Origin of the sequence: Cryobacterium sp. M25, assembly GCF_002929635.1 — a bacterium.
Lineage (GTDB): Bacteria > Actinomycetota > Actinomycetes > Actinomycetales > Microbacteriaceae > Cryobacterium > Cryobacterium sandaracinum.
In genome coordinates this window covers 62,997-89,397 of the sequence record NZ_PJJU01000049.1, presented here as the reverse complement: position 1 = coordinate 89,397, position 26,401 = coordinate 62,997, and the positions used below count along the sequence as shown (strand labels likewise).

At 69.3% G+C, this 26,401-nt stretch carries 22 protein-coding genes and 1 pseudogene; 7 read left to right on the top strand and 16 right to left on the bottom strand.

Annotated elements, in window-relative coordinates; genetic code table 11:
* Positions 1 to 543: 543 nt before the first annotated feature.
* Positions 544 to 2,076 carry a glycosyltransferase family 87 protein gene (locus CXY81_RS07530; RefSeq protein WP_158252025.1) on the bottom strand — a complete coding sequence of 511 codons (1,533 nt, stop codon included), beginning with the start codon at positions 2,074 to 2,076 and terminating at the stop codon, positions 544 to 546.
* Between the two features lie 111 nt (positions 2,077 to 2,187).
* Here CXY81_RS07530 and CXY81_RS07525 point away from each other — a divergent pair, with 111 nt between their 5' ends.
* Together CXY81_RS07525 and CXY81_RS07520 are read left to right on the top strand one after the other, a co-directional pair.
* Positions 2,188 to 3,477 (top strand): molybdopterin-dependent oxidoreductase, encoded by a 1,290-nt coding sequence (locus CXY81_RS07525; RefSeq protein WP_104194451.1) that lies wholly within the window; start codon positions 2,188 to 2,190, stop codon positions 3,475 to 3,477.
* Between the two features lie 11 nt (positions 3,478 to 3,488).
* Positions 3,489 to 3,989 (top strand): hypothetical protein, encoded by a 501-nt coding sequence (locus CXY81_RS07520; RefSeq protein WP_104099189.1) that lies wholly within the window; start codon positions 3,489 to 3,491, stop codon positions 3,987 to 3,989.
* Here the strand turns inward: CXY81_RS07520 and CXY81_RS07515 are convergent.
* From CXY81_RS07515 to CXY81_RS07505, 3 genes are read right to left on the bottom strand one after another with little or no spacing between them, the layout of a single operon-like run.
* On the bottom strand, positions 3,938 to 4,630 hold the full coding sequence (locus CXY81_RS07515; protein ID WP_104194450.1) for a bifunctional 2-polyprenyl-6-hydroxyphenol methylase/3-demethylubiquinol 3-O-methyltransferase UbiG: 693 nt from the start codon (positions 4,628 to 4,630) through the stop codon (positions 3,938 to 3,940). The two genes, CXY81_RS07520 and CXY81_RS07515, sit on opposite strands and share 52 nt — an antisense overlap.
* Positions 4,627 to 5,268, bottom strand: a complete 642-nt coding sequence (locus CXY81_RS07510; RefSeq protein ID WP_104171420.1) for a DUF2064 domain-containing protein — start codon at positions 5,266 to 5,268, stop codon at positions 4,627 to 4,629. Before CXY81_RS07510 ends, CXY81_RS07515 begins: the two co-directional genes overlap by 4 nt.
* Positions 5,265 to 5,933 carry a glycosyltransferase family 2 protein gene (locus CXY81_RS07505; protein WP_104099192.1) on the bottom strand — a complete coding sequence of 223 codons (669 nt, stop codon included), beginning with the start codon at positions 5,931 to 5,933 and terminating at the stop codon, positions 5,265 to 5,267. The genes CXY81_RS07510 and CXY81_RS07505 overlap by 4 nt, the downstream gene beginning before the upstream one ends.
* A 120-nt stretch (positions 5,934 to 6,053) precedes the next feature.
* Between CXY81_RS07505 and CXY81_RS07500 the strand changes: the two genes are divergently transcribed.
* Both CXY81_RS07500 and CXY81_RS07495 read left to right on the top strand, forming a co-directional pair.
* The gene (locus CXY81_RS07500) at positions 6,054 to 6,806 is read left to right on the top strand and encodes a response regulator transcription factor (RefSeq protein ID WP_233194046.1); all 753 of its coding nucleotides are present in this window, start codon (positions 6,054 to 6,056) and stop codon (positions 6,804 to 6,806) included.
* Entirely contained in the window at positions 6,803 to 7,969 is a 1,167-nt protein-coding gene (locus tag CXY81_RS07495; RefSeq protein WP_104194448.1) for a sensor histidine kinase KdpD, read from the top strand. Before CXY81_RS07500 ends, CXY81_RS07495 begins: the two co-directional genes overlap by 4 nt.
* Positions 7,970 to 8,082: 113 nt before the next feature.
* Here the strand turns inward: CXY81_RS07495 and CXY81_RS07490 are convergent, their stop codons facing one another.
* The 8 genes from CXY81_RS07490 to manA form a co-directional block, all read right to left on the bottom strand.
* Positions 8,083 to 9,147 carry an NAD(P)-dependent oxidoreductase gene (locus CXY81_RS07490; protein WP_104194447.1) on the bottom strand — a complete coding sequence of 355 codons (1,065 nt, stop codon included), beginning with the start codon at positions 9,145 to 9,147 and terminating at the stop codon, positions 8,083 to 8,085.
* A complete protein-coding gene (locus tag CXY81_RS07485; RefSeq protein ID WP_233194045.1) occupies positions 9,144 to 10,112 on the bottom strand; it encodes an MTAP family purine nucleoside phosphorylase in 969 nt (322 codons plus the stop codon). Before CXY81_RS07485 ends, CXY81_RS07490 begins: the two co-directional genes overlap by 4 nt.
* A 25-nt stretch (positions 10,113 to 10,137) precedes the next feature.
* On the bottom strand, positions 10,138 to 11,595 hold the full coding sequence (locus CXY81_RS07480) for a DUF5719 family protein (RefSeq protein ID WP_104194446.1): 1,458 nt from the start codon (positions 11,593 to 11,595) through the stop codon (positions 10,138 to 10,140).
* Entirely contained in the window at positions 11,585 to 14,710 is a 3,126-nt protein-coding gene (locus CXY81_RS07475) for a glycosyltransferase (protein ID WP_104194445.1), read from the bottom strand. Before CXY81_RS07475 ends, CXY81_RS07480 begins: the two co-directional genes overlap by 11 nt.
* A gap of 144 nt (positions 14,711 to 14,854) precedes the next feature.
* Complete coding sequence (locus CXY81_RS07470) at positions 14,855 to 15,175, bottom strand: WhiB family transcriptional regulator (RefSeq protein WP_104194444.1); 321 nt, start codon at positions 15,173 to 15,175, stop codon at positions 14,855 to 14,857.
* Between the two features lie 158 nt (positions 15,176 to 15,333).
* Entirely contained in the window at positions 15,334 to 16,308 is a 975-nt protein-coding gene (galE, locus tag CXY81_RS07465; RefSeq protein ID WP_104194443.1) for a UDP-glucose 4-epimerase GalE, read from the bottom strand.
* 81 nt (positions 16,309 to 16,389) lie between these two features.
* A complete protein-coding gene (locus CXY81_RS07460) occupies positions 16,390 to 17,346 on the bottom strand; it encodes a hypothetical protein (RefSeq protein ID WP_104194442.1) in 957 nt (318 codons plus the stop codon).
* Positions 17,347 to 17,602: 256 nt separating this feature from the next.
* Positions 17,603 to 18,901 carry a mannose-6-phosphate isomerase, class I gene (gene manA, locus CXY81_RS07455; RefSeq protein WP_104194441.1) on the bottom strand — a complete coding sequence of 433 codons (1,299 nt, stop codon included), beginning with the start codon at positions 18,899 to 18,901 and terminating at the stop codon, positions 17,603 to 17,605.
* Between the two features lie 203 nt (positions 18,902 to 19,104).
* On the opposite strand from manA, the pseudogene CXY81_RS07450 reads away from it, so the two are divergent.
* Positions 19,105 to 19,272, top strand: a pseudogene (locus CXY81_RS07450) (acyl-CoA dehydrogenase family protein); the annotation flags it as partial.
* Between the two features lie 159 nt (positions 19,273 to 19,431).
* Here the strand turns inward: CXY81_RS07450 and CXY81_RS07445 are convergent.
* Positions 19,432 to 19,737, bottom strand: a complete 306-nt coding sequence (locus tag CXY81_RS07445) for a metal-sensitive transcriptional regulator (protein ID WP_104100304.1) — start codon at positions 19,735 to 19,737, stop codon at positions 19,432 to 19,434.
* Entirely contained in the window at positions 19,734 to 21,410 is a 1,677-nt protein-coding gene (locus CXY81_RS07440) for an FAD-dependent oxidoreductase (protein WP_104194440.1), read from the bottom strand. Before CXY81_RS07440 ends, CXY81_RS07445 begins: the two co-directional genes overlap by 4 nt.
* Before the next feature lie 80 nt (positions 21,411 to 21,490).
* Between CXY81_RS07440 and CXY81_RS07435 the strand changes: the two genes are divergently transcribed.
* On the top strand, positions 21,491 to 22,795 hold the full coding sequence (locus tag CXY81_RS07435; protein WP_104194439.1) for an O-antigen ligase: 1,305 nt from the start codon (positions 21,491 to 21,493) through the stop codon (positions 22,793 to 22,795).
* Between the two features lie 19 nt (positions 22,796 to 22,814).
* Positions 22,815 to 24,119, top strand: a complete 1,305-nt coding sequence (locus tag CXY81_RS07430; RefSeq protein ID WP_104171408.1) for an O-antigen ligase — start codon at positions 22,815 to 22,817, stop codon at positions 24,117 to 24,119.
* Positions 24,120 to 24,143: 24 nt separating this feature from the next.
* On the opposite strand, the gene CXY81_RS07425 is transcribed toward CXY81_RS07430, so the two are convergent.
* Positions 24,144 to 25,178, bottom strand: coding sequence for a glycosyltransferase family 2 protein (locus tag CXY81_RS07425; protein WP_104171407.1), 1,035 nt, complete (start codon positions 25,176 to 25,178; stop codon positions 24,144 to 24,146).
* Positions 25,178 to 26,347: a glycosyltransferase family 2 protein gene (locus tag CXY81_RS07420; protein ID WP_233194044.1), complete on the bottom strand. Its 1,170-nt coding sequence runs from the start codon at positions 26,345 to 26,347 to the stop codon at positions 25,178 to 25,180. The genes CXY81_RS07425 and CXY81_RS07420 overlap by 1 nt, the downstream gene beginning before the upstream one ends.
* Positions 26,348 to 26,401: the final 54 nt, after the last annotated feature.

Below are 26,401 nucleotides of genomic sequence, written 5' to 3'. Positions count from 1 at the left end.
GAACGCCTCATCAAACTCACACTCGCCGCCTAAAATGAAACCAAGGACCCCGTCCGAAAAGACCGGGTCACCCCAGCGCCACAACCGGCATTTCGCGAAAATCTCCGCGTTTACGTCACACGGCGGATGCGAGGTGAGGGCCGTGTGACCGATGCCCGCGGCGGACAGTTAAACGGATTGCGCCGTGGCCCCTCTCCTCCTCCACGATATGGGTTTCATCGGGTTATCCACAGAGCGATGACTGGTGCCCACCTGGGGCATGGAATGTCAGTGGATACCCGTAGCGTCTCCCTCATGAAGCCGACTTATAGCGAGAAGTTCGAGGCCCGGGGCGACACTTCGAGGCGATTCAAGCGACTCAGACGACGCAGGCGGAGTCCGCCCGAGTCGACGCCCGATTCGCCGCGCAGGTCAATGGAGCCCGCCGGTATTCCGAGATCACGGCCCGGAACGCGACCCGGGGGAGCTCCGTGCACCTGCCCGACGGGACGCTGAAGAAGACGTCACCGACCGGGCGCACCCTCCTCAGCGAACCGGCCACGATCATCCGCCCGGCGAGGCATCCGGCGGAGAAGGAGGAGAAGCCGGAGAAGAAGGAGAAGCCGGAGAAGAAGGAGAAGGCTGAGAAGGCTGAGAAGGCGGAGAAGGCGGAAAAGTAGAAGGTGAAGAAGGCGCGGGAGCCGGATTCGGACGTATCGGCGCCGTTCTGATCGGGCGGAACAGGCGTCGTGCCACCTCGGGGCGGGCGCGGTGGATCGACATGATGACGATGACGACGATAGCCGTGGCGATGGCCACCCGGGTAAGCGGAATCGAAGGGACAAGCAAGCGGAGGGTGAGGGCCATCGGCACCAGGAGCCATTCCCAGCGGCCGCTGAGGGCGATGAACGGCAGCAGCAGCAGGGCATACCAGGAGTATCGCGGGCTCAGAATGAGCAGCGCACTGCCGATCATGACAAGTTGGCCCAGCCAGGGCTGGTCGGGGTCCGTCTTCCAGATCACGAGCACGGCGATGACGAAAAGCAGCACACCGGCAACGATGACGGCCGAGCCGCCCGGGGCGACCAGCGAGAGCAGGGCGAAGCGGGTGCCGTCCTCGTACCCTTCCTCGGAGAGGTAGCCGGGCAGATAGCCGAGCACCCCGATACCGGTGGTCAGCACATACGGCACGTACAGCAGCAGGAAGGTGGCCACGGCGGCCACGGCGACCTTCCACCCCTGCCGCCGCAGCATGGCAGGGGCCGCGAGCACGGGAATCAGCTTGGTCGCGATCGCCGCGCCGAGCGCGATCCCACCGCTCCAATAGCGCCGGCCGGTGACCAGGAACACCGCGCTCAACGTGAAGACGACGCCGAGCATGTCGATGTGGGAATTCGTGACCGCTTCCGTGGCCACGAGCGGACACCAGGCCCAAAGCGCGGCGAACCGCTGGTCGATGCCGCGGCGGCGCATCCCGACCAGCAGCATCACCGTGGTGCCGACGCTGAGCAGGAGGCCCGTCAGTTGCAGGGGCCAGTACTCCGCATCCGGCCCGGTGACCGCCCGGACGCCGGCGAAGAAGATCTCGGCGGCCGGCGGATAGATCGTGGGCACTCCGGTGCGGTTCAGTGCCGAACAGAGAATCTCGTCGGACTCGCTTTTCAGCGCCGTCTGGATGCGTTCGCCGACGCACACGAGATCGCCGGCCGCGGTCAGCTCCGGAGCCGGAAACAACCAGTCGGGGCGCAGGGCGTCGAGCCGATCGTCGGCCGGCGTGTAGGCATACGGCGAAATGCCCGCGGTGGCGACGATGCCGTCCCAGGCGTAGCGCGCGGAGTCCGTGCTCGTGTTCGGCGGACCGACCATGGCCGCGGCCCCGATCCCGACCGAACCCGCCAGGATCAGCACGACCACGGCCCGGCCCCGCACCCCGCGCAGTAGGACCACGGCGAGCGCGAAAAGCAGCCACAGCCCGCTGGTGCAGATGACCAGAGGCACCGTGTCGCGTCCCGGCTTGAACAGGTCATACGCGAGCACGCTGAAGGCCGTCAGGGCCGCACTGGCGGCAAGGAGGAGGGAGACAACGGCGATACGCACCCTGCCATCCTGACGGAACCCGGGCATTCGGGCCCAACCGTCCCGGTGCGCGTCACCGGACCGTAAGGATTGCGCCGCCTCTCCGGGCACCCCGGATGATGCAATGGAACCATGAGACGAATGATGTACGAGGCCCAGCGCGCGCTGGCCTCCCCGGTGCGCAATCCCCGGCTGGCGGTCGTGATCGGCCGGCTGCTCGGCGCCGCGTTCATCGTCTGCTTCGGCACCGGCCTGTACAGCCATTTCCTGCAGGAGCCGCTGCCGTGGATGCGGTTCCCGACCCGGCCCGCGTCGCTCTACCAGATCACCCAGGGCACGCACATCGTGGCCGGCATCGCGTGCTTCCCGCTGCTGCTGGCCAAGCTCTACATCGTCTTCCCCGACCTGTTCCAGTGGCCGCCGGTGAAATCGTTCCTACACCTGCTCGAACGCGCGTCGATCGCCCTCTTCGTGGGCGCATCCCTGGTGCAGATCACCATCGGCCTGATCAACACCTACCAGTGGTACCCGTGGCCCTTTCCCTTCCGCGAGGTGCACTACGCCCTCGGCTGGGTGTTGGTGGGACTGCTGGTACTGCACATCGGCATCAAGCTGCCGATCATCACACGGTTCTGGAACGGGCGCGCCGCTGCCGAGCACGAGGCAACGGATGCCGCGAGCGACGTTGAGTCACCGGCCGACGTCGAGGCGGTGCGGCTCTGGGGCAGCGGACGTCCGTCCGGTGTGACGGGCCGGTTGATCGCCTGGATCGACGCCACGCCCTCGTTCGTGAGCGAGACGAAGACCGTGAGCGAGACGACGACCGTGAGTCGCCGGGGCTTCCTCACCACCGTCGGAATCGCCTGCGCCGCCGTGGTGGGGCTGACCGCCGGCCAGACCTTTGCGCCTCTGGACGCGGTGAACGTGTTCGGTCCGCGCAAGAAGGGCGTCGGCCCGCAGGGCCTCCCGGTGAACCGCACGGCCGAGGAGGCAAAGGTCACCGCGTCGGCCGTCGCCGCCGACTGGGTGCTCACCCTCGCTGCCGGTGGCGTGGAGCGCAGCTTCAGCCGCGCCGAGCTCGAGGCCCTGCCGCAGACCGAGGTGGAACTGCCGATCGCCTGCGTCGAGGGCTGGAGCCAATTGGCGCTCTGGCGCGGGGTTCGCCTGTCAGAACTGGCCGACCTGGTCGGCGCCGACACCGGCGCATCCTTTCGCCTGATCAGTCTCGAGGAGCGCGGCAGCTTCAAGAAGACCGAGATGGGACCGGAATACGTGCGGGACCCGTTGACCCTGGTGGCACTCGAGCTGAACGGCGAGACGCTCGACCTGCAGCACGGTTACCCGGCACGCATGATCGCCCCGGGACGGCCCGGAGTGCTGCAAACCAAATGGCTGAGCCGGATCGAGGCGATCACCGCATGAACACCGCAGGTATGACAACAGCACGCGCGACCACCGCGCTCCCCCACGCCGGCGACCGACGGATGCGCGCAGCCCGCACCACGCTGATTCTGCTCGGCACGTCCGGGCTCCTCTTCGGCCTCTACGTTCTGTTCGACACAGTGCGGATCACCCGACTGCCCGGGGTGGCGCTCTGGATCGGCGCGGCGATCGTGCTGCACGACGCCGTGCTGGCGCCCCTGGTCTTCTTCTGCGGCCTTCTGCTGCGCCGCGCGGGGCGCCGCGTCACGGGCACGATCGTGCTGGTCGTGCAGGCCGCCATCGTGGTCGGCTCGATCATGACGCTGATCGTGGTGCCCGCGATCGTCGCCCGGTCTCTCACCTCGAACAATCCGAGCATCCTTCCGCTCGACTACGGTCGGAACCTCGCTCTGTTCTGGGTGGCCGTCGCCCTGGTCGCGACGGTCTGGTCGGTCGTGCTCTACGCTCGCAGCAGGCGCGCGAACCAGCGGCCGTCCAGCCGCCAGTCCTGAGTCACGACCAGACCGGTCGCTCCGGCACGATCGCGGAGGCCGTTAATGCCGATTTCCGCCCAGGGGAACACGGCGCTGCGGCTCCCGGTTGAATCCTCGATGGTGCCGAGGTAGCTGTCGTCCCGGGCCGGGTCGTGGCTGAGTTCGACCAGGAGAACGCCGTCCGGCGCCAGCAGGTCGGCGCAGCGCGTGAGCAGAACGGATGCGTCGCCGCCGATTCCGATGTTGCCGTCGACGAGCAGCGCGGCCGCCCAGCCACCCTCCAGCGGCAGAGGGTCGAAGACGCTGCCCTGCAACACGTCGAGGCCGGCGTCTGCGGCCATGCGCACGGCGGTCGCCGACACGTCGAGGCCGAGCGCGGTCAGCCCCAGCCCCATGGCGGCCCGCACCATGCGGCCGGGGCCGCAGCCGATGTCGAGCACCGGGCCGGTGATCCCGTCGAGCAGGCAGAGGTCGGTGTCGTCGGCGTCGGCGCTCCACCGGCCGGCGTCGATGGTGGCGTGCTCGCCGGAGGATATCCGGCGCAGGTAGAGCACGTTGTCGGCGTTCCTTAGCGCGGCGGCATAGGGCTCCGCGCCGCCGGCACCGAAGGTGGTCGGTTCGGCCCACTCCCCCTCGAGTTGTGCGGCCAGCAGCGTCATCGGAAATTGTCCGTCGGGCTCGGCGGCATCATGGCGGCCAGGGCCGCGGCGAATCTGCCGGTGGGCGCGATCCCCGCCACCCGGTGGGCGTCTTCGATGGTGTCCACATCGGTGAGGGTAGGCAACAGGTTCACGCGCAACCCGGCATCCGTCAGCCGTTTCAGCTGCACAGCGCCAGTATCGTCCCGGGACATCGGCACGCCGCGGATCAGGTCGCCGGTCGGGTCGTTCAGGGCGAGCGCCCAGAATCCGCCGTCGTTCGCGAAGCCGAACCAGGCATCCACGTCATCGGTCCAGTCGGTGAAGACGGGTTCAAGCAGGGCGGAGGTGACCTGCGGGGTGTCCATGCCGACCAGCAGCATGGGACCCTCGCAGGCGTCGAACACGGCCGCGAGCCGCAGGTCGAGGGTGCCCTCCACCTGTGGCAGGATCTCGTAGCCGGCGGCTGCGTTCGGCGCAATCACACCGTCGAAGGCCAGAATGCGGCGGGTCGCGGGCAGGGCGGCGACCGCGGCGAGAGTGTCGTCGAGGCTGGCCGCCGCCAGATCGGCGGCCTGTTCGAGGCTCAGCGGCGGGTGCAGCCGGGTCTTCACCCGACCGGGAAGGCATTCCTTGGCGATCACGACGATGGTCGTCATCGGCGCGTCTCCCGGAGGAGGGCGGACATGTCATTGACCGCGGTCAGGGTGCCGCGCACGGTTCCGGTCACCTTGCTGCGGCCGACCCTGGGCGAATACGTCGTGTCAACCTCGAGAATGCGCCAGTTCGCCGACGCCGCCTTCAAGAACATCTCCAGCGGATACCCGCTGCGGCGGTCCTGGAGATTGAGGTCCAGCACGGATTCGCGGAGCGCGGCGCGCATGGGGCCGAGGTCATGGATGTTCACCCCTGTTATTCGGCGCAGACGCCAGGACAGACTGGAATTGGCGAGGCGCGCGTGCAGCGGCCAGGATTTGGCGGTCGCGGGCCGGCGGCGGCCGAGCACCAGGTCGGCGGATCCGGCCCGCACGGGATCGACCAGGAGCGGCAGTTCGGCCGGGTCCATCGACGCGTCGGCGTCGCAGAAGGCGACAATCGGCGCGGTGGCCGCCAGGAGGCCCGCGTGAGCGGCGGCGCCGAAGCCGCGGCGCGCCTCGTGCACGACCTGGGCGCCGGCCATGGCGGCGATCTCGGCCGATCCGTCGGTCGAGCCGTTGTCGACGACGATGGCCCGATATCCCTCCGGGAGCCGCGACAGCACCCAGGGCAGGGCGTCGGCTTCGTTCAGGCATGGCAGCACGAGGTCCACCTGGAACACAGTCATGACTCGACACTATGGGGGCCGGCTCCGCCGAAACGGCGAAAGAGATTACGGAGTGAGGAAGAAACGGTGTCGCCTGCTCCGGCCCGGCACACCCGGTGCCCGCCGCTCTATCCTGATTTCGTGCCTTCTTCCCTGCCCCCGGGCGATTTGCGCCCGCTACCGCCTCTCGAGCGCCGCATCCTCGTCGTCGACGACGACCCGACGGTGTCCGAGATCGTCTGCCGGTATCTGCGGGCGTCCGGGTTCGTGGTCGACGAGGCGGCAGACGGCTTGGACGGGCTCGCGAAAGCCGAACAGCTGCGGCCAGACCTGGTCGTGCTCGACCGGATGCTGCCACTCCTGGACGGAATCGAGGTGTGTCGGCGCATCCGCGGGGACTGGGAGATCCCGGTGATCATGTTGACCGCCCTCAACCAGGAGGAGGACCGCATCGACGGCCTCGAGGCCGGCGCCGACGACTACCTGACCAAACCGTTCTCCCCGCGCGAGCTCGTGCTGCGGGTGCAGTCGGTGCTGCGCCGGAGCACCGCGCCCGCCGTGCCGGCCGGGCTGGTCTCGGTCGGCGACTTCGCCCTGGACGCGCAGGCGCACGAGGTGCGGCTGCGCGGCGAGCCGCTGGTGCTCACCGCGCGGGAATTCGACCTGCTGGCCCACCTGATCAGGCGTCCGCACACCGTGCTCAGCCGGGAGGACCTGCTTCGTTCGGTCTGGGGCTGGGAGTTCGGCGACCTGTCCACGGTGACGGTGCACGTGCGCCGGCTGCGGGAGAAGATCGAGGCTGACCCGGCGCAGCCCCGGCTGCTGAACACGGTCTGGGGGGTCGGCTACCGGTTCGACCCGGTTCCGCTGGCTCCCACGGGGCGGCAGTCATGACACCGGATGTGCTCCTCACGGTCTCCCTGTTCACGCTGGCCTGCGCGGTGGTCGTCGGCGGCGCCGGCCTGCTCACCCTGCGCCTGCTCTCCCGCACCTCCCTCGTACTGAAGCTGATGGTGATCGCCCTTGCCACGGTGGTGTCGGTCGTCGGCGGGATGGCGGCGGTCGCCTCGCAGACATACGTCTCCCGGCACGACCTCACGGTCTTCTACTCCGTGGCCAGTGTCGCCGGCCTGGTGTCGCTGGCCATGGCCGCGGTGCTCAACCGTCAGCTCGCCCGGGACATCCGCTCCCTGCGCTCGGCCGCGGCCAGCATCGGGCCCGGCGAACGGGTCGCTGCGACCGACCGGCACAGCAACAACGAGTTCACGGCGCTGGCCGGGGAGCTGGCCGCGACCGGGGAACACCTCGCCGAATCCCGTGTCCGCGAGAATCAGATCGAGGAGTCACGGCACGAGCTGATCGCCTGGATCTCCCATGACCTGCGCACGCCGCTCGCGGGCATCCGTGCCATGGCCGAAGCCCTCGAGGACGGCATGGTCGAGGACCCGGAACGGTACTACACGCAGATGCGCGGGCAGGTGGACCGGCTCACGGGTATGGTCGACGACCTGTTCGAGCTGTCGAAAATCCACTCCGGCACCCTGCGCCTGAGGCTGCAGCCGGTCTCGCTCTACGACCTGATCAGCGACACCGTCGCCGGACTCTGGCCGATCGCCCAGGCCAAGTCGCTCGACCTGCGATTCGCCGGAGAGAAGGGGCTGACCATCCTCGCGGACCCGCGCGAACTGTCCCGGGTGGTCGGCAACCTCGTCATGAACGCCATCCAGCATTCGCCGGCCGGCAGCTCGATCGTGGTCTCGGTCACGGCCAGCACCGGATCGGGTGCCGGTGCCACCGACCACGCCGTGATCTCGGTAACGGATGCCGCTGGCGGCATCCCCGAGCAGGACCTCAGCCGGGTCTTCGAAGCCGGCTGGCGGGCGAGCGGTCCGCGCACCCCGGTGGCCGAACCGTTGGGCACCGGCGGCGCTGGTCTCGGCCTGGCCATCGTGCAGGGGATCGTGCGGGCGCACCACGGCGAAGTGCGGGTGCTGAACGTGCCCGGCGGGTGCCGGTTCGAGGTGCTGTTGCCGCGGCATCCGATCGCTACGCGCTGATCCGCGCCGGACGCCCCGAACGAATTCGACGGAGATTTTGACTGAATCGGCGCCAGAAGCGCCGAAAAAGCCGGTTCACACGAAAATCTCCGTCGAATTGGTTCATACCGGGGCTACCGGGTGACGGCGGCGCGCAGGGGCGCGTTCGCGAAAGCGCGCATGCCCTCCTCGAATGAAATGCTGGGTGCCCAGTCCAGTTCGCGGCGGAGTCGCCCCGAAGAGGCAGTGATGTGGCGCACATCGCCGAGCCGGAATTGCCCGGTGACGACGGGGGTCGGTCCGTCGGTGGCCACGCTGAGGGCCGCGGCCATCTCGCCGATGGTGTGCACGACGCCGCTGCCCACGTTGAAGGGGCGGAAAGTGGACGGCTCGGTGCCGGCGGTCCAGTCGAGCGCGGCGAGGTTGGCCGAGGCGACGTCGGCGACGTGCACGAAGTCGCGACGCTGGCCGCCGTCTTCGTAGACCCGTGGGGCCTCGCCGCGTTCCAGGGCCGAGCGGAACAGCGACGCGACACCCGCGTAGGGCGTGTTCTGCGGCATCCCCGGCCCGTAGACGTTATGGTAACGGAGCGCCGCGGCCCGGCCTCCGGTGACGCGGGCCCACGCCGACGCGAGGTATTCCTGTCCCAGCTTGGTGCTCGCGTAGACGTTGCGCGGGTCAAGCGGGTCGTCCTCGGAGATGAGCAGTGGCTCGAGGGCCTCACCGGTGGCCTCATCGACGGGGTCGAACACGCCCCGCAGCAGATCGGCCTCGCGGCGCGGTCCCGGACGCGTGAACCCCTCCGGGCCGCGGTAGCTTCCCTCCCCGTAGACCACCATCGAGGAGGCCAGCACAAACCGGTTGATCCCGGCCTCGGTCATCGCCGCGAGCAGAACGGACGTGCCGACCTCGTTGCTGTGCACATAGTCGGGGGCGTCGGCGAAGTCCACGCCGAGGCCGACCTTCGCGGCCTGGTGACAGACGGCATCCGTGTCGCGGAGAGCGAGCGCGACGACGGATGCGTCGGTCACGTCGCCGACGATCACGTCAACACCGTCCGGCAGCACCGGGAGTCCACCGTGCACGTCACTGCGAAGGGAGTCGAGCACCCGTACCTGCCAGCCGCGGGCGAGCGCGTCCCGGACGATCGCGCCGCCGATGAAACCGGCCCCACCCGTGACGAGCAGGCGCCGGGTCACGCGTCGGCTCCGGCCGGCGCGGCAGGGGCAGGTGCAGGTGCAGGTGCAGGTGCAGGTGCAGGTCGACGATCGAGCACGACGCCGACCTGCTCGGGGGCGATCAGCTCGCGGGGGGCGAAATTCTCGGGCAGGGCACGCAGGATGCCGTCGATTGCGGCCAGGATCCTCGGCTGGGCGGCCCGGAGACGCGTGAAGACCAGGCTGGCGGAAACGGTATCCGGGTCGGCCTCGGCCTGAGGTGTGATGGTCTGAGCGGTGTCGGTTTGAACGTTGGGCACCGGGGCCAGGCCTGCGTCGGCGTCGGTGACGAAGGAGAGATTGACCGTGCCCATGTTGAGTTCGGCGGCCAGGACGACCTCCGGGTACTGCGTCATGTTGACGGTGTGCGCGCCCGCGGCGCGGAACCAGAGCGATTCCGCCCGGGTGGAGAACCGCGGGCCCTGAATCACGACGCAGGTGCCGGTGGGTGCGAAGTTCTCCTCCAGCGCCGCGAGCGCGCCGATCGCGAGGCGGCGCAACTCCGGATCGAACGGGTCGGCCGCGGCCAGGTGCCCGACCGTGCCCTGGTCGTAGAAGGTGTCGGCACGGCCCGAGGTGCGGTCGATGAACTGGTCGGTCACCACCAGCATCCCCGGCGGGTATGCGGGGCTGACGCCGCCGACGGCCGACGAGGAGATGATGGCCTTCACGCCCAGCGACGCGAGCGCCCAGATGTTGGCCCGATAGTTGATCAGGTGCGGCGCCACCGAATGGTCGCCGCCGTGCCGGGCCAGGAAGGCGACCCGCCGGCCGGCCCGCAGTCCGATGGTGATCGACGCCGAGGGAGGGCCATAGGGCGTGATGATGTCGACGGATGTCTCGGTGCCGGCGTCGAAGAGCCGGTACAGTCCGGACCCGCCGATGACGGCGACGCCCACGTCGGCGGCGCTGGTGGTGCTAGTGGTGGTGCTGGTGGTCTCGATCACGGGATCTCCAGAGGTTGGAAGACGGTTAGCGGGGGTAGACCCGGATCGGGGCCGCCAGCGGCCCGGCCTGGCTCAGCGGGAATGCCGCGAGCAGCCCGTCGCCCGCGTAGGCTACCGAAGCCACGGTCGAGGTGCCGCCGGACACGAGGTAGCGCTGCGACTGCTCCAACGGCATCGTGGCCGAGCCACCGGCCGGCACCGCCACTGTGCTGGATGCGCCATTGTCGGGGGTGGCCGTGTAGGTGGCGTCGACGGTGCCCATGTTGACCAGGTTGAGTTGCGGGGACGGGCCGTCGGCGGCGGCCACCAGGAACTCGTCGGCGAGGGCGCCGGACGACGCGAACCAGGCGAAGTCGCGGCCTGCGGAACCCGCCGCGGAACTCTGCGCCGCGGCCACGATCGGCTCGCTGGCGACCAGTTCCAGCGAGTAGGTACCGGGAACGAGCCCGGTCAGGGGCACCTCGGTGGCAACCCCCGGCTGGATGTCGACCTGGACCGAGGCCCCGGCCGCCTGGCCGGTCGCACCGGTCACACCGACCTGGACCGTCGCCGCCACCGTTCCGGGCACAAGCACCCGCACCGAGGTGACGTCGTCACTGAGGCCGCCGACCTCGTCGGGGGCATCCGATCCGGCCGCGTTGGAGACGATCACGCCGGCGATGGCCAATGCCTCGGCAGGGCCGTTGGAGGGACCGAGGAGGTCGACGCCGCCGGGTTCCAGCCCGCGCACGATGCTCTGCTGCAGCGTGGCCGCCACCTGGCCGCCCTTGGATTGCACGTGCAGCACGGGTGAGCGGAGGTTGGGGGCCAGTCCGGCGAGGGAAACGACCCGCTGGGTGCCCGGCTGCACGAGGATTCCAGTGGAGCCGGGGGCATCCACCTGACCGGTCTCGCCGAACACGGCCAGGTCGACGGTGGCCACGACCGTGGTGGGGTTGCTGAGCAGCACGAGGCTGGTGCGGCCGATGTCGGTGGAACCGCCGACGAGCCAGCTATCACCGGCCGCCTCCCCGCAGCCCGCGACGGCCAGGCCACCGAGCGATTCGCCGCCCGCGATCTGGGACTGGCTGCCCGTGACCAGCGGTGCCGCCCCCGACCCGGGCGGGGTCGGAACGCGCAGCAACTGCGGTGCGCCGAACGATTCGGGGTTCGCGTTATCCGGGGCCGCGATGGACGTAACCTGCGGTTCGATCCACCCCGGCTCGCCCGACGCCGCATGGGCGCCGAAAACGGCTGCAGCGCTTCCGACGGAACTGGCTGCCTGTGCCTGGCTGGAATCCTCGGCCAGCACGAGGAGCGGCCCCGGGCAGACTCGTTGCTGCTCGCTCGGGGTCGGCGACACGATGATGGACGACGGCCCCTTCTCAAGCGTGGGCCAGGTGACGAGGGTTGCCGCGCCGACGGATGCGACGACGACGCCGAGACCGACCAATCCGGCCACCGCCCGCGCCCCGAACAGGGCGATTCCGCGTTTACTGGGCATGGTCGTGCTCCTCCGAACGGGCGCCGATTTCCGTGTCAGGTCCGGAATCAGGTCCGGAATCGGGTCCGGTACCGGAACCGACGTCCGGTGACGTTCCAGGGACGGCTTCAGTCGACGTGACCGGTGCGGCTGTGTCGAGGGCGCCCGCCGCCGCGGGCGTGACGGCGCGCTCGGCGGAGGGCCGGAAGCCGGGCGCGGGCTTCCTGCGGGCCGCCGCCTTGGCGATACGCTTGTTCTCCCTGGTGCGGGCCTTTGCCGTGTTGCGGATGGCGTCCCGGCTGGCCTGACGCACCGCCTCCGGCCCCGCACCGGTGGGGATCGACAAGAGCACGGTGGCCCCGACCACGAGCACGGCGATGACGAGGAACACCAGACCGAGGGTGCCGCCGGCGTTGGCCGGGATGGCGCCGTTGGCCGCGGTGGGGACCGGGGCATCCGTCACCTCGTACTGCCAGAGCCGGCCGAAGACCGTGTCTCCCACCGGCGCCAGGGAGGCGTTGCCGTCGAGGGCGGTCGTGGTGCGGCCGGCGGTCTCTTCTGCCGCGGGGGTGACCGGCGCCGTGTTTCCGGGACCGGCCGGTGCGACGGCGGCCGGTCGAAGCAGCACGAAACGGATGCCGAAGTCGGCCAGGCCGGCCGCGGCGTCGAGCCCGCTGCGCGAGGCGAGGTTTCCGGCCAAAGTGGCCAGCTCCTCCTCCCGCGGGCTGAGGGTCACGTCGGTGCTGCTGAGGGTGGACTGGGTGTTCAGGGTGGCGCCGGGACCGCGCACGATGGTCGCGAGGATGCCGCCGTCGGGTTGCGGCACGATCTGCAGGGTGCCGACCCGGGCATCCGTCTGCGCCTCGGCGCTGACGAACGCGGGCTGGGTGCGGTCGATGCCCTCGGCCACGACACTGGTGCCGAGGGGCAGGGCTGCGACCAGCGGCGCCACCACGATCACGAGCAGGGCGACCACGGTGACCGCCGGGGCGATGGCGAAGCGGCGCAGGCCGCGCAGGGCGAAGACGACCGCGCCGACCAGCCCGAGCCAGTACAGGCTGAGCCCGGCGCCGGCCCAGATGCCGACCGACTGGCCGCCGACCGAGGAGAGGGAGAGCTGGCTGGCGGCGATGGCCGTGCCCGCGCCGAGCAGGGCGGTCAGCAGCGCGAAGCTCGCGCCGCGGGCCCCAGGCAGGAAGAGGGCAAGGGCGCCGAGTACGGCCAGCGGGATCAGGAGCACCGGCACGAGCACGGACGCGTCGACACCGGGCAGCCCGAGCGTCTCGAGCAGCGGGGTCCACCCGCCGAGCTCACCGGACGGGAAGCCGAGCAACAGCTGCCACACCGAGACGTCGGGGGCGGGCAGAGGCAGGCCCGGGTCCGCCAGCAGGGCCAGCCAGTTGCCGCGCAGTCCCTGATTCCAGATCAGAGGTGCCGCGAGGGCGAGCGCCGCCAGAGGGATGCCGATGAACCGCATACCGCTGCGCCCACTGAGCAGCATGGCGATCAGCCAGACCACCAGGAGCGCGGGCGCGAGCGACGGCGCCGCAGCCACGATGGCGGCGAACAGCAGGGCCGCGGAGCCGGACGCCGACCACGAGCGGGCGGCCATGAACCCGGCGAAGAACAGCCACGGCAGCAGCAGGTGCACGAGGATCGCAGCCGGACGCCCGGCAGCGAGGGCGCTGAGGAAGGTGGGCGACAGCATCCAGAGCACGGCGGCGATGGCGCGAATGGACGCGCGCTCGGAGAGGCGGGTCGCGGCAAGCCAGGCGCCGAGGGCGGCCAGCGGCAGGGCGAGGAAGTGGAGCAGGACGAGCGAGAAGGACGGCGCCCAGAAGGTGAGCGAGCCCAGCACCGCCAGCACCGTGGCGAATGGGTCGGCGCCGCCGACAAAGCCCAGGCCGATGTCGCGCCAGCCGTAGCCGATGCTCCCCCAGAGTTCGGCGGGGGTGTCCGACAGTGGCAGCAGCCCGCCGCCGGTGAGGGTGCGGGCGCCGATCAGAGGGCCCAGGACGATGAGGCCGGCCACCAGGGCGGCCAACACGGTCCACGCGCCGCCACCGGAGATGAAGCGGATTTCGGGCACCTCGCCGTTCACGCTGGTGAGGCTGGCCTCACGGCGGAGCGCCTGGCGGCGGCGCACCTCGACGGTGGGCACGCGCAGCGAGGCGATCGATGCCCAGCCCAGGGTGCGGGTGGCACCGAAGCGGCGCCGGGCAGCACTCACCCGCAGACCGCTGAAAGCCGCGGCGAACGCGGCGGAGTACTCACCCAGAATCGCCCCGGGTTCCTTCTGCAGCAACTGCCCGAACGAGCGCAGCACCGCGAGGGGAACCAGGGCCAGCCAGTGCAGAGGGATCATCCAGCGCGGGGAGTAGACAAGCCGGCGGTGCAGCTGCGCGGCGCGCATGGCACGGAGGCGCTTGCGACGCGCGCGGCCGCGGGAGGAGCCGCTGGTGCCGGCAACGCCGTCTCCGGCTGAGGCCACCTGAGCCGCGGCGACGCCGGAGACGCGGTAGCCGGCCATCCGCACGCGCACACAGAAATCGAGGGAGTCGTCCGCGGACGGCAGGGCCGGGTCGAAGCCGCCGAGCTGCTGCCAGACGAGGTGGCGTACCAGCATGCCGCCGGCGCTCACACCGAGCACGTCGCCCATTCCATCGTGCTGGCCCTGGTCGAGTTCGCTCTCCACCAGGGTGACGGTCGCACCGCCGGGCGTCAGGGACTGCCCGAATTCGTGGATGTAGTCGCCGGCGTCCCAGTCCATGACCTTGGGACCGGCCACGGCAACGGATGGCGCAATCTCCAGTTCGCCGAGCAGGGCCGTCAGGGCGTCGGGTTCCGGCGCACTGTCCTGGGCGAGGAGCCACAGCATTTCGCTATCAGACTCGGCGGGCGCGATGACCCTCTCGGCCGTGGCGATGGCCTCGCCGAAGCTGAGTCCGGCATCCGCTGAGATGAAGTGAGTCGGTGCGTAGGCAGCCAGAAGCGCGGCCGTAGTGTCGGTCGATCCGCAGTCGACCGTGATCACGACGTCGGGTTGACGTGTCTGGCGACTCAGCGCCTCGATAGTGCGTTCGAGGTGCTTGGCGCCGTTACGGGCAACGAGGATGGCGGTGACTCTGGCATGCATATGGAGAACAGCCTAGATTGGTTCGGGCCCGATGAGGAGCAATGGGAGGGGCGAGCCTGAAAAACACTGCTTCGCCTCCGGTGCCGCAGCCGGCGTCGGGTCCGGATTCGCATGCCGTGCGTCGTTTTACGGCCCGTCTGAGGCCTAGCTGGCCCGCTTGCGCAGTTTGCGCCGTTCCCGCTCGGACAGGCCGCCCCAGATTCCGAACCGCTCGTCGTTGGCGAGCGCGTATTGCAGGCACTGGGTTTTCACCTCGCACGAGGAGCAGATCTTCTTGGCATCGCGGGTCGACCCTCCCTTTTCGGGGAAGAACGCCTCCGGATCGGTCTGCGCGCAGAGCGAGTCCGATTGCCACGACAGAAGATCGCCGTCGCCCGCTTCCTTGCGAACCCCGGGAACACCCAGACGAACCGGGTCAATGAACCAGTCCTCCGGTGCCCCGGCACGAGACTCTGATAGCGCCATATCGTCATCCACCCCACTGCAAAATGTGCCCAAAATTACGCGTCAGCCCTAATTACAGCCGTGTAATTCCTTGCCGTCAAGTCGCTGATACTAAACCGTCAATATTTGTTGGAGGGTTTCGACTCGCCCAAGAGCGAAAATCGGTGAGATTTGATTGGTCACAACGCTGAGACGGATGCCGCCTGTCGCGATTCCCAGGCGCTTTGCACCATCTCCTCCAGGCTGTGGCGCATGGCCCAGTCCAGATCGCGGGCCGCGAGTTCGCCGGAGGCGACGATCCGGTCGGGGTCGCCCGCGCGGCGCGGACCGATCACGGGAGCGAAGTCGATGCCGGTGACGGCCGCCACGGTCGACATGATCTGCCCCACCGACACTCCGTCGCCGCTGCCGAGGTTGTAGACGGGCAGCACCGGCTCGCCGGCGTCCAGGTGCCGGGCCGCGGCCACGTGCGAGAGGGCCAGGTCTGCCACGTGGATGTAGTCCCGCACGCACGTTCCGTCGGCGGTGGCGTAGTCGTCGCCGTTGATGCTCGGGATGCGGCTCTCCATCAGCGCGTCGAAGACGAGGGGGAAGAGGTTGTGCGGGCTGGTGTCGCGCAGGTCCGTCGCTCCGGACCCGACCACGTTGAAGTAGCGCAGCGCCGTGTAGCGCAGTCCGGCGGCGACGGCCTGATCGCGCAGCAACCATTCGCCGATCAGTTTGGACTCACCGTAGGGAGATTCGGGGTTCTTCGGGGTTTCCTCGGTGACCAGGTCGGTGTGCGGGGTGCCGTAGACGGCCGCGCTCGAGGAGAACACCATCCGTTTGACCTCGCACTCCTGCATGACCGCCAGCAGGGTGGCCATGGCCGTGACGTTCTGCTCGTAGGTGTGCAGCGGGCGCTGCACCGAGACCCCGGCGTACTTGTAGCCCGCGACGTGCACGACGCCGGTCACGGTGTGCTCGGCGAAGGTGCGCATCAGCAGCTCGCGGTCGAGGAGGGTGCCGCGCACAAACGGCACGTCGGCAGGCACGAATTCAGCGTGCCCGCTGGAGAGGTCGTCGATGACGACCACCTCGATGCCCTCTTTCAGGAAAGCACGAACGATGTGGGAACCGATGTATCCGGCACCTCCGGTGACAAGCCACGCCATCTGAACCTCGCAAGATCTGACGGCAATCAAGCACTGCCGCTCTGCAAGCCTAGCCTCGGGGGCCGGGAACCGACCCGGGCCCTAGCCGAGACGGCGGCGAGCCCGCAGCATCCGCTCGTGGAACGGCAGAAACGCTGCCGACGGCTCGCGCAGGTAGTCGTACTCCAGCGCCGTGACCATCGCCCGCACACACAACCCCCACTGTTTACGAAGGAGCGCGTAGCTGAACCTCAGGGTGCGCCCGTTCTGGCTTGCAACAAGCAGATCACGTTCCCGGTCGACCTCGAAGGCGATCGGATCGTCATGCCAGTCCTTCCCATCGATCTCGACGAAGGTCGACGGCCCGATCTGGCCATCGAGATGCCCGACGCCGCTGACGAACGGTTGCGGAACGAAGGGGATGCCCGCGGCCAGGGCCTTGAGCCGGAATTCCGTTTCCCCACCCGCGGCGGCGCGTCCGTCGACCTCGTCGCGCCAGGACTGAACCCGCAGCAGCGCGCGGGCGAAGATCCAGCCCAGGTCGTCGAGGATAATCCCGACGCCGTTTTCCTGGGCGCTGTGCAACGCGGCATCCAGACACACGATCGCGGTGACCCGGTCGTGGTTGTTCAGAATGTGCACCAGGGCCTCGTGCACGCTGGTACGCCACACGCAGTCGCCCCGCCCGTCGATCGCGTCGTCGCTCCACGTCACGCGGCACCGCACACCGTCGAGCACATCCAGCCGCGCGCGCATGTCCGTCGGGCGCCGCAACCCGCGCGCGGCGCTGGGGACGCTGACGTGGAGCCTGCCGGTGGTTGGGGTCCAGATCCCGTAGGACTTCAGGCAGCTCAATCCGGCCAGCCGGCCTCCGATCCGGAACGCCTCGACGGCCGACGGCGGCGCCAACGGAACCGAGTACCAGCCCTTGCGCACCCGCACGACCGTTCCCCGGTTGACCTCGCCGCGGAGGTGCCCATCGCTCCAGCCTCGGGCGCGGAGTGCGGCGCGCTTGACGAAGAGTCCGTGGCCGAGGATGTCCCTGGTGAGTGAGCGCATGGCCCGCAGCCTCGCAGCGGAGTCGTACCCGCGCCGCGGCATCCGTCACCTTGGGGATAACGCGCCGCCCCCACCGGGTGGGGGGCACCGTTTCCCGCCCGGACGCTACCGATCAGACCGCCCCAGCACCCCCTCGCTGCTGCGCGGAAGGGCGACCGCGAACGAATTCGACGGAGATTTTGCTCCGAACAGCGCACAAACCGGCAAATAGCGGGTTCGAGCGCAAAATCTCCGTCGAATTGGTGGGGAGCCAGGGCTAGGGGGTCGTGGCCAGGAAGACCTCGCCGACGCCGGCGAACGTGAGCGTGCCTTCGTCGGGCGTGATGTAGACGGACTCGCCGCGCTTGAGGGCGACGGATGCCCCCGCACCGGCCACCAGGAATCCCCCGGCCGTGCAGATGGCGATCGCGGGCCCCGTCAGCGTGAACTGCCGCATCGGCACTCCCGCGCGAGAAGCCGAAGCCGCAGGCACACCCGCACCCCCGGCTTCCGCCGCGATGTGCACGAGCACGAAGTCGTCCACGTCGGGTCGGTACTCCGAGACGCCCGGAGACGACAGCACGGGCGGAAGGTACGGCACGGGCAGCGGTGTGAATTCGAGCACCTCGAGCAGTTCGTCGACGTCGATGTGCTTGGGGCTCAGCCCGCCGCGCAGCACGTTGTCCGAGGCGGCCATCAGCTCCACACCGAGGCCGGACAGGTAGGCGTGGATGTTCCCGGCAGGCAGGTAGAGCACCTCGCCTCGGCGCAGCGACACCCGGTTCGTCAGCAGCGAGATCACGATGCCGGGATCCCCCGGGTAGGCACGGGCCAGGTCCCGCACGGTGGCGAGTTCGAGCGGGTAGTCGAGGATCGCGCCGCTCTCGGCAAGGTCGGCCGCGCTGACGGCGAGGGCAACCACCCGCTCGACCAGCCAGGCCACCTCGCCGGAATCGCCGCCGCGGCCGTCGCGCAACAACCAGTCGACGCAGTCGCGCAGGGCGTCGTCGCCGAGCAGGTGCCGCTCGAGCGCATCGAGCGCGCCGGGCTGCGGGTCGTCCGAGGCCACGTCGAGGGCGCGCAGCTCGCCCAGGATGCCGCGGATCTCGACCGGCTCGCGGAACCCGCAGAGGGCCTCGAAGGTGTCGCTCAGGGCGAAAATCACCTCGGGCTTATGGAACGGGTCGCGGTAGTTGCGGTCCGCCGCATCCTGCGGAATACCGGCCGCGTTCTCCAGGCCGAAGCCGATCCGTGCCCGCTCCGCGGTCGGGTGCGCCTGCAGCGAGAGCGGTCCCGCGGCGGCGAGGATCTTCAGGAGATACGGCAACCGCGGAGCAGCGGGCGCGGCGAGCGCGGCGCCGAGGGCCTCCTTCGGGGCTGCGTGGATCCAGTCCAGGAGGGTGTGGTGGCCGCCGACCTGCTCGGGGTCGGTGATGACGCTCGGCGATCCCGGGTGAGCGCCCAGCCAGAGTTCGGCCTCAGCTGTGCCCGACGGATCGTAGCCGAGCAGACCCGCGATGGCGGTGGTCGAACCCCAGGCATAGTGCCGCGGCGTATTGGTGATGCCCACAAACATGGCGCTCTCCTGCACTCTTAGGTTTAGACCAAACTACCAACCGCTTGCGGCGTGCCGGTTCCGCGACCGTAGGCTGCGAACATCCGCCGACCGCCGCACGCCGGCCGTCGCCACCCCCTGCAATGGAGCACCTGATGACCTTCGAGCTACTTCCCAGCGACTTCTACGGCTACGAGAATCTGCTGACCGATCAGGAGAAGACCGCGGTCGCCTGGTGCCGCGAACTATTCGGCGGCAACGGCATCGTGCTCTCGTACGATGTGGCGCGCTTCTTCTCCGACGCCGAGGCCGTCTACTCCTATGAGGGCACCCGGGAGATGAACACCCTGATCGTGGGGCGCAGCATCACCGGCCAGGCGGCCTTCGTCTAGGCGAGTCAGGGGCCGCGCCCGCCCTACCGCCCCGAACCCCGAACGAATTCGACGGAGATTTTGGCCAAACTAGTCCGCAAAACCCTGAAAACGCGCTTTTACGGGAGAATCTCCGTCGAATTGGTTCAACGCCGAGCGGGCCCGGGTCGCGTCGGGCGGCTACGCCAGCGTCAGGAAGAGCTTCTCCAGCTCCTCGACCGTGAGGGAATTTTCCCCCTGCGGGTTGTCGAGGCACTCGCGCATCGCCGTGGAGACGATGACGAAACCGGCCTTGTCGAGGGCGCTGGACACGGCGGCAAGCTGAGTGACGACATCCTTGCAGCTGCCGCCGGCCTCGACGGCGGTGATGACCGCCGCGAGCTGGCCCTGGGCCCGGCGCAACCGGTTGAGGATCTTCTTCTGGTTCTGTTCCCCAGCGACGTCGGCAGCAGCGACGTCAGCAGCGGTAGCGGTGATTTCGGTCATGCCGGAATCCTTTCAGACTTGGCGGCGATGACGGGCATCAGGCCGAGAGCGGTTTCGCCGGCGATCCAGGTGCGGTAGCCGCCGTCGAGGTTCTGCACGTCCAGCCCGTTCTGGCTCAAAATGCGTGCGGCCGTGTGCCCGCGCTGGCCCACCTGGCAGTGCACGATCACAGGTGCGTCGGGCAGCTCGGCCAGGCGGTCCCGCAGTTCGTCCACCGGAACGTTGATCGCGCCGGGAATGTTCCCGGCGGCGAACTCCGCCGCCGAGCGCACATCCACGAGCACCGCGCCCGCGGCCCGGGCTGCGGCCAGCTCGTGCCACTGCAGCGCACGCGTCGTTCCCGCGGCAAGGTTGTCGGCGACATAGCCGAGCTGGTTGATCGGGTCCTTCGCCGACGCGTACTGCGGCGCGTATGCCAGCTCGAGGCGGGTGAGAGCGGATGCCGCCAGTCCGCCGGTCATCGCCGTCGCCAGGATGTCGATGCGCTTGTCGACGCCGCTGCCGCCGACGATCTGGGCGCCGAGGATGGCATCCGTCGCCGGGTCGACCAGGAGCTTTATTGACATGCCCTCGGCGCCGGGGTAGTACGTGGCGTGCGAGGCCGGGTGGGTGTGCACGACCCGGTGCGCGCGGCCGCGCTGCACGAGACGCTTCTCGCTCCAGCCGACCATGGCCGCCGTCAGGCCGAAGATGCCGAGGATGGCGGTTCCGAGCACCGGGGCGGCCGACGCGGGCTCGCCGGCGATGCTGTCGGCGGCCGCCCGGCCGTGCCGGTTTGCGAGGCCGGCCATGGTGATCAGGATGCCGCTATTGTCGACGGCGTCGATCTTCTCGACGCCGTCGCCGACCGCGTAGATCGACGGGTCGTTGGTCTGCTGACTGCCATCGACGGCGATACCGCCGCTCGCGCCGATCGTGATGCCCGCCCGGGCGGCGAGCGAGGTGTCGGGGAGCACCCCGACGGAGTCGATGACGAGGTCGGCCGGAACGACGGATCCGTCGCTGAGCTTGACTCCCGCGTCGGCGGCGGCGGTGACGGTCGTGTTCAGGCGTACGTCAACACCCCGCAAGAGCAGCTCGTCGAAGATCGGCGCGGCCATCTCGGCGTCGAAGGGCCCGAAGACCTGGGAGCCGAACTCGACCAGGGTCACGTGCACGCCGCGGCGAACAAGGTTTTCGACGGCCTCCAGGCCGATGAACCCGGCGCCGATGACGACGGCGGAGGCCTGACCCGTGATGCCGGCCAGCAGAGCGGTGATGTGGTCGACGTCGTCGACCGTGCGCAGGGTGCGAGTGGCGAGGCCGGCCGGGGTGATCCCGGTTCGGGCCGTCGCTCCGGCAGCCAGGATGAGGCGGTCGTACGTCTCGATGGTCTCAGCGCCGGTCTGCGTTTGGCGCACGGAGACCGTCTTCGCTTCCCGGTCGATCGCCGTGACCTCGTGGTCGACGCGCACGTCGAGGCGGAAGCGGCCCCCGAGGGATTCTGGGGTCTGGAGTAGGAGGTTGCTGCGGTCCGTGATCACGCCGCCCACGTAATAGGGAAGTCCGCAGTTTGCGAACGAGACATAGTGGCCGCGTTCAAATACAATGATGTCTGCCGTCTCGTCCAGCCGACGCAACCGCGTCGCCGCCGACATTCCGCCCGCAACTCCACCAACTATGATCGTTTTCATTCGAACCTCCGGGATAAGTATACCCCAGGGGGTATAGAAAATGATCGGTGACCGCCCCGGCACGCTCTAGCCTTAGACACATGCCCGCCGTCCAGAGCCGATTCGTCGTTCGCACCTTCGCGACGCTCGTCTTTTTCTCCGTCCTGGCCGGCCAGTTCTGGCGCAGCCTGTTCGGCTGGTGGGGCTACGGTGCGATCGCGCTGGTCGTCGTCGTGAGCAGCGTCGTCGCCCTCGTCACGTTGAACCCGGACTGGATGTGGTCGCGGTTCCCGAAATCGCTCATCGCCTTCCTCGGTCTGGCCACCCTGTCGCTGGCCTGGTCGTTCTACCTCGGCGCCTCCCTGATCGGGGTCACCCTGCAGTGGGCAACCACGCTGGCCGCGCTGTTCCTCGCCCTGTGCCTGAGTTGGGCCGAGCTGCTGCGCACGCTCGCCGCCGCACTGCGTTGGATCCTCGCCCTATCCCTCGCGTTCGAGCTCATCGTCGCCCTGTTCGTGCGGCAGGCCGTGCTCCCCTTCTGGGTCGACTACGGCACCCGCAACGTGCCGGAGTCGTACTACTGGACCCGCGGCATCCTGCTGCAGGGCGGGCCAATCGAGGGCATCGTCGCCAACCGCAACCTGCTCGGATTCGTGGCACTGATGGCCGTGATCGTCTTCGCCGTGCAGCTCGCCGCCGGCACCGTGAGCCGCAACTGGGGTCTGGCATGGCTGGGCCTCGGGGTGCTCATGCTGCTGCTGACCCGGTCCGCGACCGTGACGCTTGCCGCCGCCGCCGTCGCCGCAGCGCTGCTCTTCGCCCTCTGGGCCCGCCGCCGGCCCCCCGAGGGGCGCCGGCCGGTGTACCTGGTGGCCGCGGCATCCGTGGTCGTCGGCGGTGTCGGCCTGGTGGCCCTCACGCCGCAGCTCCTCGCCCTGCTCGGCAAATCCGCCGACCTCACCGGCCGCTTCGACATCTGGCGCAGCGTGGCCGGGCTGGCTGCCGAGCGCCCGGTGTTCGGCTGGGGGTGGGTGAGCTACTGGGCCCCCTGGGTCGAACCCTTCGAGGGTCTCGCCGTGCGCCGCGGCGTCGTCTACCTTCAGGCGCACAACGCCTGGCTCGACGTCTGGCTTCAGCTGGGCGTCCTCGGGCTGATCATCTTCGCCGCCGCCGTTTTCTCAACGCTGTGGCGCTGCTGGTTCCTCGCGGTCGACCGGCCCAGGCGCGCCCTCGCCGACACGGAACCCTACGCGGCCTCCGCCCTGCTCCCGCTGCTGCTCCTGGTAGCCCTGATCGCCCAGAGCCTGGCCGAAAGCCGCATCCTGATCGAATCCGGCTGGCTGCTGCTGGTCGTGCTCGCCGTGATCACGAAGCGACAGCAGGCAACCAATCAACGGATGCCTTAGGCGGTAGCGTGGGAACGTCATGACCTACCGCGCGTATCCCCCCGCCGTGCCGGACCAGTTCACACGGCTGTTCGCCTCCCCCAAGTTCGCCTCCTCGCTGGCGCTGGTCATCATCGGCTTCGCCTTTTCGACCACTGCCCTGCGCGCCGTGATCGGCCCGCCCGGCGTCGTCGGCATTCTCGTGGGCCTCGTCGTGCTGGCCGCGTTCTCGCTCACCGCCCGCTGGGCCGGCGTCGACTGGCACGGGCTCCTGCCGATCTCGATCATGGTCTTCGTGGGCTGGTGTGCCCTGTCGGTGCTGTGGTCCAGCTACCCGCTGCAAACCCTCAGCGCTTCGCTCTACCAGCTCGCCTTCACCTTTTTGGCCATCTACATCGCCCTGGCCCGCGACACCATCCAGGTCGTGCGCGCCACCGGCGACGTGCTGCGGGTGCTGCTCGGACTGTCCCTGGCTCTGGAGGTGCTCTCCGGCCTGCTGCTCGACACGCCCTTCGTCTTCCTCGGCATCCAGGGCAACATCGACTCTTTCGGGCCCGTGCAGGGCCTCTTCGGCTCTCGCAACGTGTTCGGGTTGGTCTCGCTGATCGCGGCGGTCACTTTCGCGGTCGAACTGCGGTCCCGGTCGGTGCGGCGCGGGCTCGGCATCGGCTCCATCGCCCTGGCCGTGTTCGGCCTGCTACTCACCCGCTCCCCCGTCATCCTCGTGGTGGCCCTGTTCGTGGGCCTCGCCGCGCTGGCGCTGATCTGGCTGCGCGCCACGCCCGCCGCGAACCGGTGGCTGCTGCAGATCGGGCTGCTCGGCGGCACCGTCGTGGCCGGCATCATCGCGGTTGCGGCCCGCGCGCGCATCACCGACCAGCTGAACGCGGGCAGCGAGTTCGAGGCCCGCACCACACTCTGGGGCGAAATCTGGCGACTGGCCATGCTGAACCCGCTCGAGGGTTGGGGCTGGGCCGGTCTCTGGCCCGTCGACGTCACGCCATACGGCTGGCTCAGCTTCGTCACCGGGCGCCCGCAGGCCTCCGCGCTGAACGCGTTCCTCGACGTCTACTTCCAGGTCGGCCTGGTCGGCCTCCTGTCGTTCCTCGCGCTCGTGATGCTCGCCTTCTGGCGGTCGTGGCTGCTTGCCTCGGACAAACGCTCGATGGTCTACGTCTGGTCGCCGCTGGTGCTGGTGACCCTGCTGGTCACCTCGGCGGCTGAAAGCACCGTGCTGGTCGACTTCGGCTGGCTGCTGCTGCTGATCTGCGCGGTGAAGGCCGCGCAGGGCAAGAGCTGGCGCAGCCTGCTGCAGCCCACCCCGCACCGGCACCCGGAGAACTGAGCGGGGGCCGAGCCGAGCGAAAGCTCAGACCGGCTGCACCAGGTCGCGCAGCATGTCCTGTAGGCCGAGGCCGAAGCGACGGTAGTCGCCGGCACGCCAGCCCGCGAAAACGGACGCGACCCGGGCCGCGCGCAGGGCCGGAAGGGTGCTGCGCCGGCGTTCGTGGGCCAGCTTGGCGTCGATCAGGGCGAGCGTTCCGGCTGCCGGCGCAGGCTGCAGCTGCGCCGCCCGCGCCTGCAGCGCCTGAGCTCGGGCCAGCAAACGGGCGTTGCGCGCCGTGCGCGGCGCCCGCAGCCGGCCAAACCTGCCGGCCGCGTCGAGGTTGGAGGCGCCGATCTGGTTTCCTGCGTGCTGGCGGTAGTCCAGCAGCGGGATTTCAAGCAGGTCGACCTCCCCGGTCGCGGCGGCAACGATCGCCAGCCATTCGTCGTGCACCCACGCCGCCGGAAACGGTCGTGCACGCTGCACGAGCCCGCGGCGCAGCATCACGGTGGCGCCGGTTACAGTGTTGCGGCGCAGCAGGATGTCGAAGGCGTTCCCCTCATGCTCCGCGGCCCGCTCCGCGGCGGTGACCCCCAGGGTGGCGAGCAGGGTGCGGCCCGTCGGCAGGCCCGCCTCGTCGACGAGGCGGGCATCCGTATGCAGCAGTTGCAGGTCCGGGCGGACCCGGAACTCGGCGATCAGCAGGGCCAGCCGCTCCGGGGGCCACACGTCATCCTGGTCGCTGAGCGCGATCAGCTCGCCCGTGCAGTCAGTGAGCGCCTGCTCGAAGTTCGCGGTGACGCCCAGCGGGGCAGAGTTGCGGATCAGGCGCAGGGTCACGGCCTGCCGCGGATGCTCTACCTTCCAGGCAGCGAAGACGCTTTCCACCTCAGCCGGGGTGTCGTCAGTGGAGCCGTCGTCGGAGACGACGATCTCGTCGGCGGGCGCGGTCTGGCCGAGGATGCTGCGCAGCTGCTCCTCGATGAACGCGGAGCCGTTGTAGGTGCAGAGGGCCACGGACACGCGCGGTAGGGATGCCCCGGGCGCGCGCGACGAGGAAGCGGTGGAGCGAGCCATCAGCGTCGCTTCAGGCCGACCGACAGCACGCCGAGGAAGAGGCCGCCCATGACCGTCTGCGAGCCCAGCATCATCAGCAGGGCAGATGGGATGGCCACCCGCACGGTGGCACCGGCCTCAAGCGCGCCATAACCGCCCGCCGCCCAGCCGATCAGCTGCGACAAGGCTATGCCCAGTCCGATCAGGAACAGCACGACCCCGAGGATCGCACCGCTCTCGAGGCTGATGCGTTTCTCGAGCCGTTCGAAGTTGCGGCTGCGGGGGATGCGGAACCCCTCATGCTGGGCGTAGATCTTGGTGAGCAGGGCGAACAGGAAGGCCTGGTAGCCGACGACCGCCAGGGCGGCCAGGTAGATCTGACTGGAGTAGGTGAAGCCCACCTCCCCCACCACGACGGGTCCGAAGCCGAGCAGCACGGTGCCGACCAGGCCGATCAGGAACGCGGAGATGCCGGGGATCAGGAACAGCCAGCGCGGGCTGAAGATGAGCAGGAACCGCAGGTGCCGCCAGCCGTCCCGCCAGCTGCGCAGGTGCGGCGGCCGGCTGCGGCCGTCCTTCTTAAGCGTGGTCGGCACTTCGCTCACCCGGGACCCACCGAGTGTGGACTTGACCACCATCTCGCTGGCGAACTCCATGCCCGAGGTCTGCAAGTGCAGGGCAAGCATCGACTGGCGGTTGAAGCCGCGCAGCCCGCAGTGGAAATCCTTGATCGGGGAACGGAACAGGGAGCGCCCGATCCACGACAGCACCGGGTTTCCGAGGTACCGGTGCAGCGGCGGCATGGCGCCGGGTTCGATGCCGCCGCGAAAGCGGTTGCCCATGACCAGTTCATCGCTCGCACGCAGCCGCTCAACGAAACCGTCGAGTTCGCTGAAGTCGTAGCTGTCGTCGGCGTCACCCATGATCACATAGGTGCCGTGGGCGGCCTCCATGCCTACGATGAGAGCGCTGCCGTAGCCTTTTTCCGTGACATTCACGACCCGGGCCCCGTGCGCCTCGGCGATCTGCTGCGACCCGTCAGTGCTGCCGTTGTCGGCGATCAGGACCTCACCGGTGATGCCGCTTCGCCGCAGATATCCCTGGGCCTTGTCGATGCAGATCGCAAGCGTCTCGGCCTCATTGAGGCACGGCATCAGGATCGAAAGTTCAATGGTTGCGGTGATTGTCATGCTCGCTGCAAGTCCCGTCATTGTTGGTCTGGCCCCCTCATCGTACAGACTGGG

Coding starts and splice junctions, on each gene's coding strand:
- CXY81_RS07460 (WP_104194442.1), bottom strand. CDS start 17,346: ATGCGCTCACTCACCAGGGACATCCTCGGCCACGGACTCTTCGTCAAG.
- CXY81_RS07515 (WP_104194450.1), bottom strand. CDS start 4,630: ATGACGCTGCTGGCCGCACAACTCGAGGGGGAGTGGGCCGAACCGACC.
- CXY81_RS07430 (WP_104171408.1), top strand. CDS start 22,815: ATGACCTACCGCGCGTATCCCCCCGCCGTGCCGGACCAGTTCACACGG.
- CXY81_RS07520 (WP_104099189.1), top strand. CDS start 3,489: ATGACAACAGCACGCGCGACCACCGCGCTCCCCCACGCCGGCGACCGA.
- CXY81_RS07435 (WP_104194439.1), top strand. CDS start 21,491: ATGCCCGCCGTCCAGAGCCGATTCGTCGTTCGCACCTTCGCGACGCTC.
- CXY81_RS07510 (WP_104171420.1), bottom strand. CDS start 5,268: ATGACGACCATCGTCGTGATCGCCAAGGAATGCCTTCCCGGTCGGGTG.
- CXY81_RS07505 (WP_104099192.1), bottom strand. CDS start 5,933: ATGACTGTGTTCCAGGTGGACCTCGTGCTGCCATGCCTGAACGAAGCC.
- CXY81_RS07480 (WP_104194446.1), bottom strand. CDS start 11,595: ATGCCCAGTAAACGCGGAATCGCCCTGTTCGGGGCGCGGGCGGTGGCC.
- CXY81_RS07495 (WP_104194448.1), top strand. CDS start 6,803: ATGACACCGGATGTGCTCCTCACGGTCTCCCTGTTCACGCTGGCCTGC.
- CXY81_RS07445 (WP_104100304.1), bottom strand. CDS start 19,737: ATGACCGAAATCACCGCTACCGCTGCTGACGTCGCTGCTGCCGACGTC.
- CXY81_RS07420 (WP_233194044.1), bottom strand. CDS start 26,347: ATGACAATCACCGCAACCATTGAACTTTCGATCCTGATGCCGTGCCTC.
- CXY81_RS07475 (WP_104194445.1), bottom strand. CDS start 14,710: ATGCATGCCAGAGTCACCGCCATCCTCGTTGCCCGTAACGGCGCCAAG.
- CXY81_RS07425 (WP_104171407.1), bottom strand. CDS start 25,178: ATGGCTCGCTCCACCGCTTCCTCGTCGCGCGCGCCCGGGGCATCCCTA.
- CXY81_RS07470 (WP_104194444.1), bottom strand. CDS start 15,175: ATGGCGCTATCAGAGTCTCGTGCCGGGGCACCGGAGGACTGGTTCATT.
- manA (WP_104194441.1), bottom strand. CDS start 18,901: ATGTTTGTGGGCATCACCAATACGCCGCGGCACTATGCCTGGGGTTCG.
- CXY81_RS07440 (WP_104194440.1), bottom strand. CDS start 21,410: ATGAAAACGATCATAGTTGGTGGAGTTGCGGGCGGAATGTCGGCGGCG.
- galE (WP_104194443.1), bottom strand. CDS start 16,308: ATGGCGTGGCTTGTCACCGGAGGTGCCGGATACATCGGTTCCCACATC.
- CXY81_RS07525 (WP_104194451.1), top strand. CDS start 2,188: ATGAGACGAATGATGTACGAGGCCCAGCGCGCGCTGGCCTCCCCGGTG.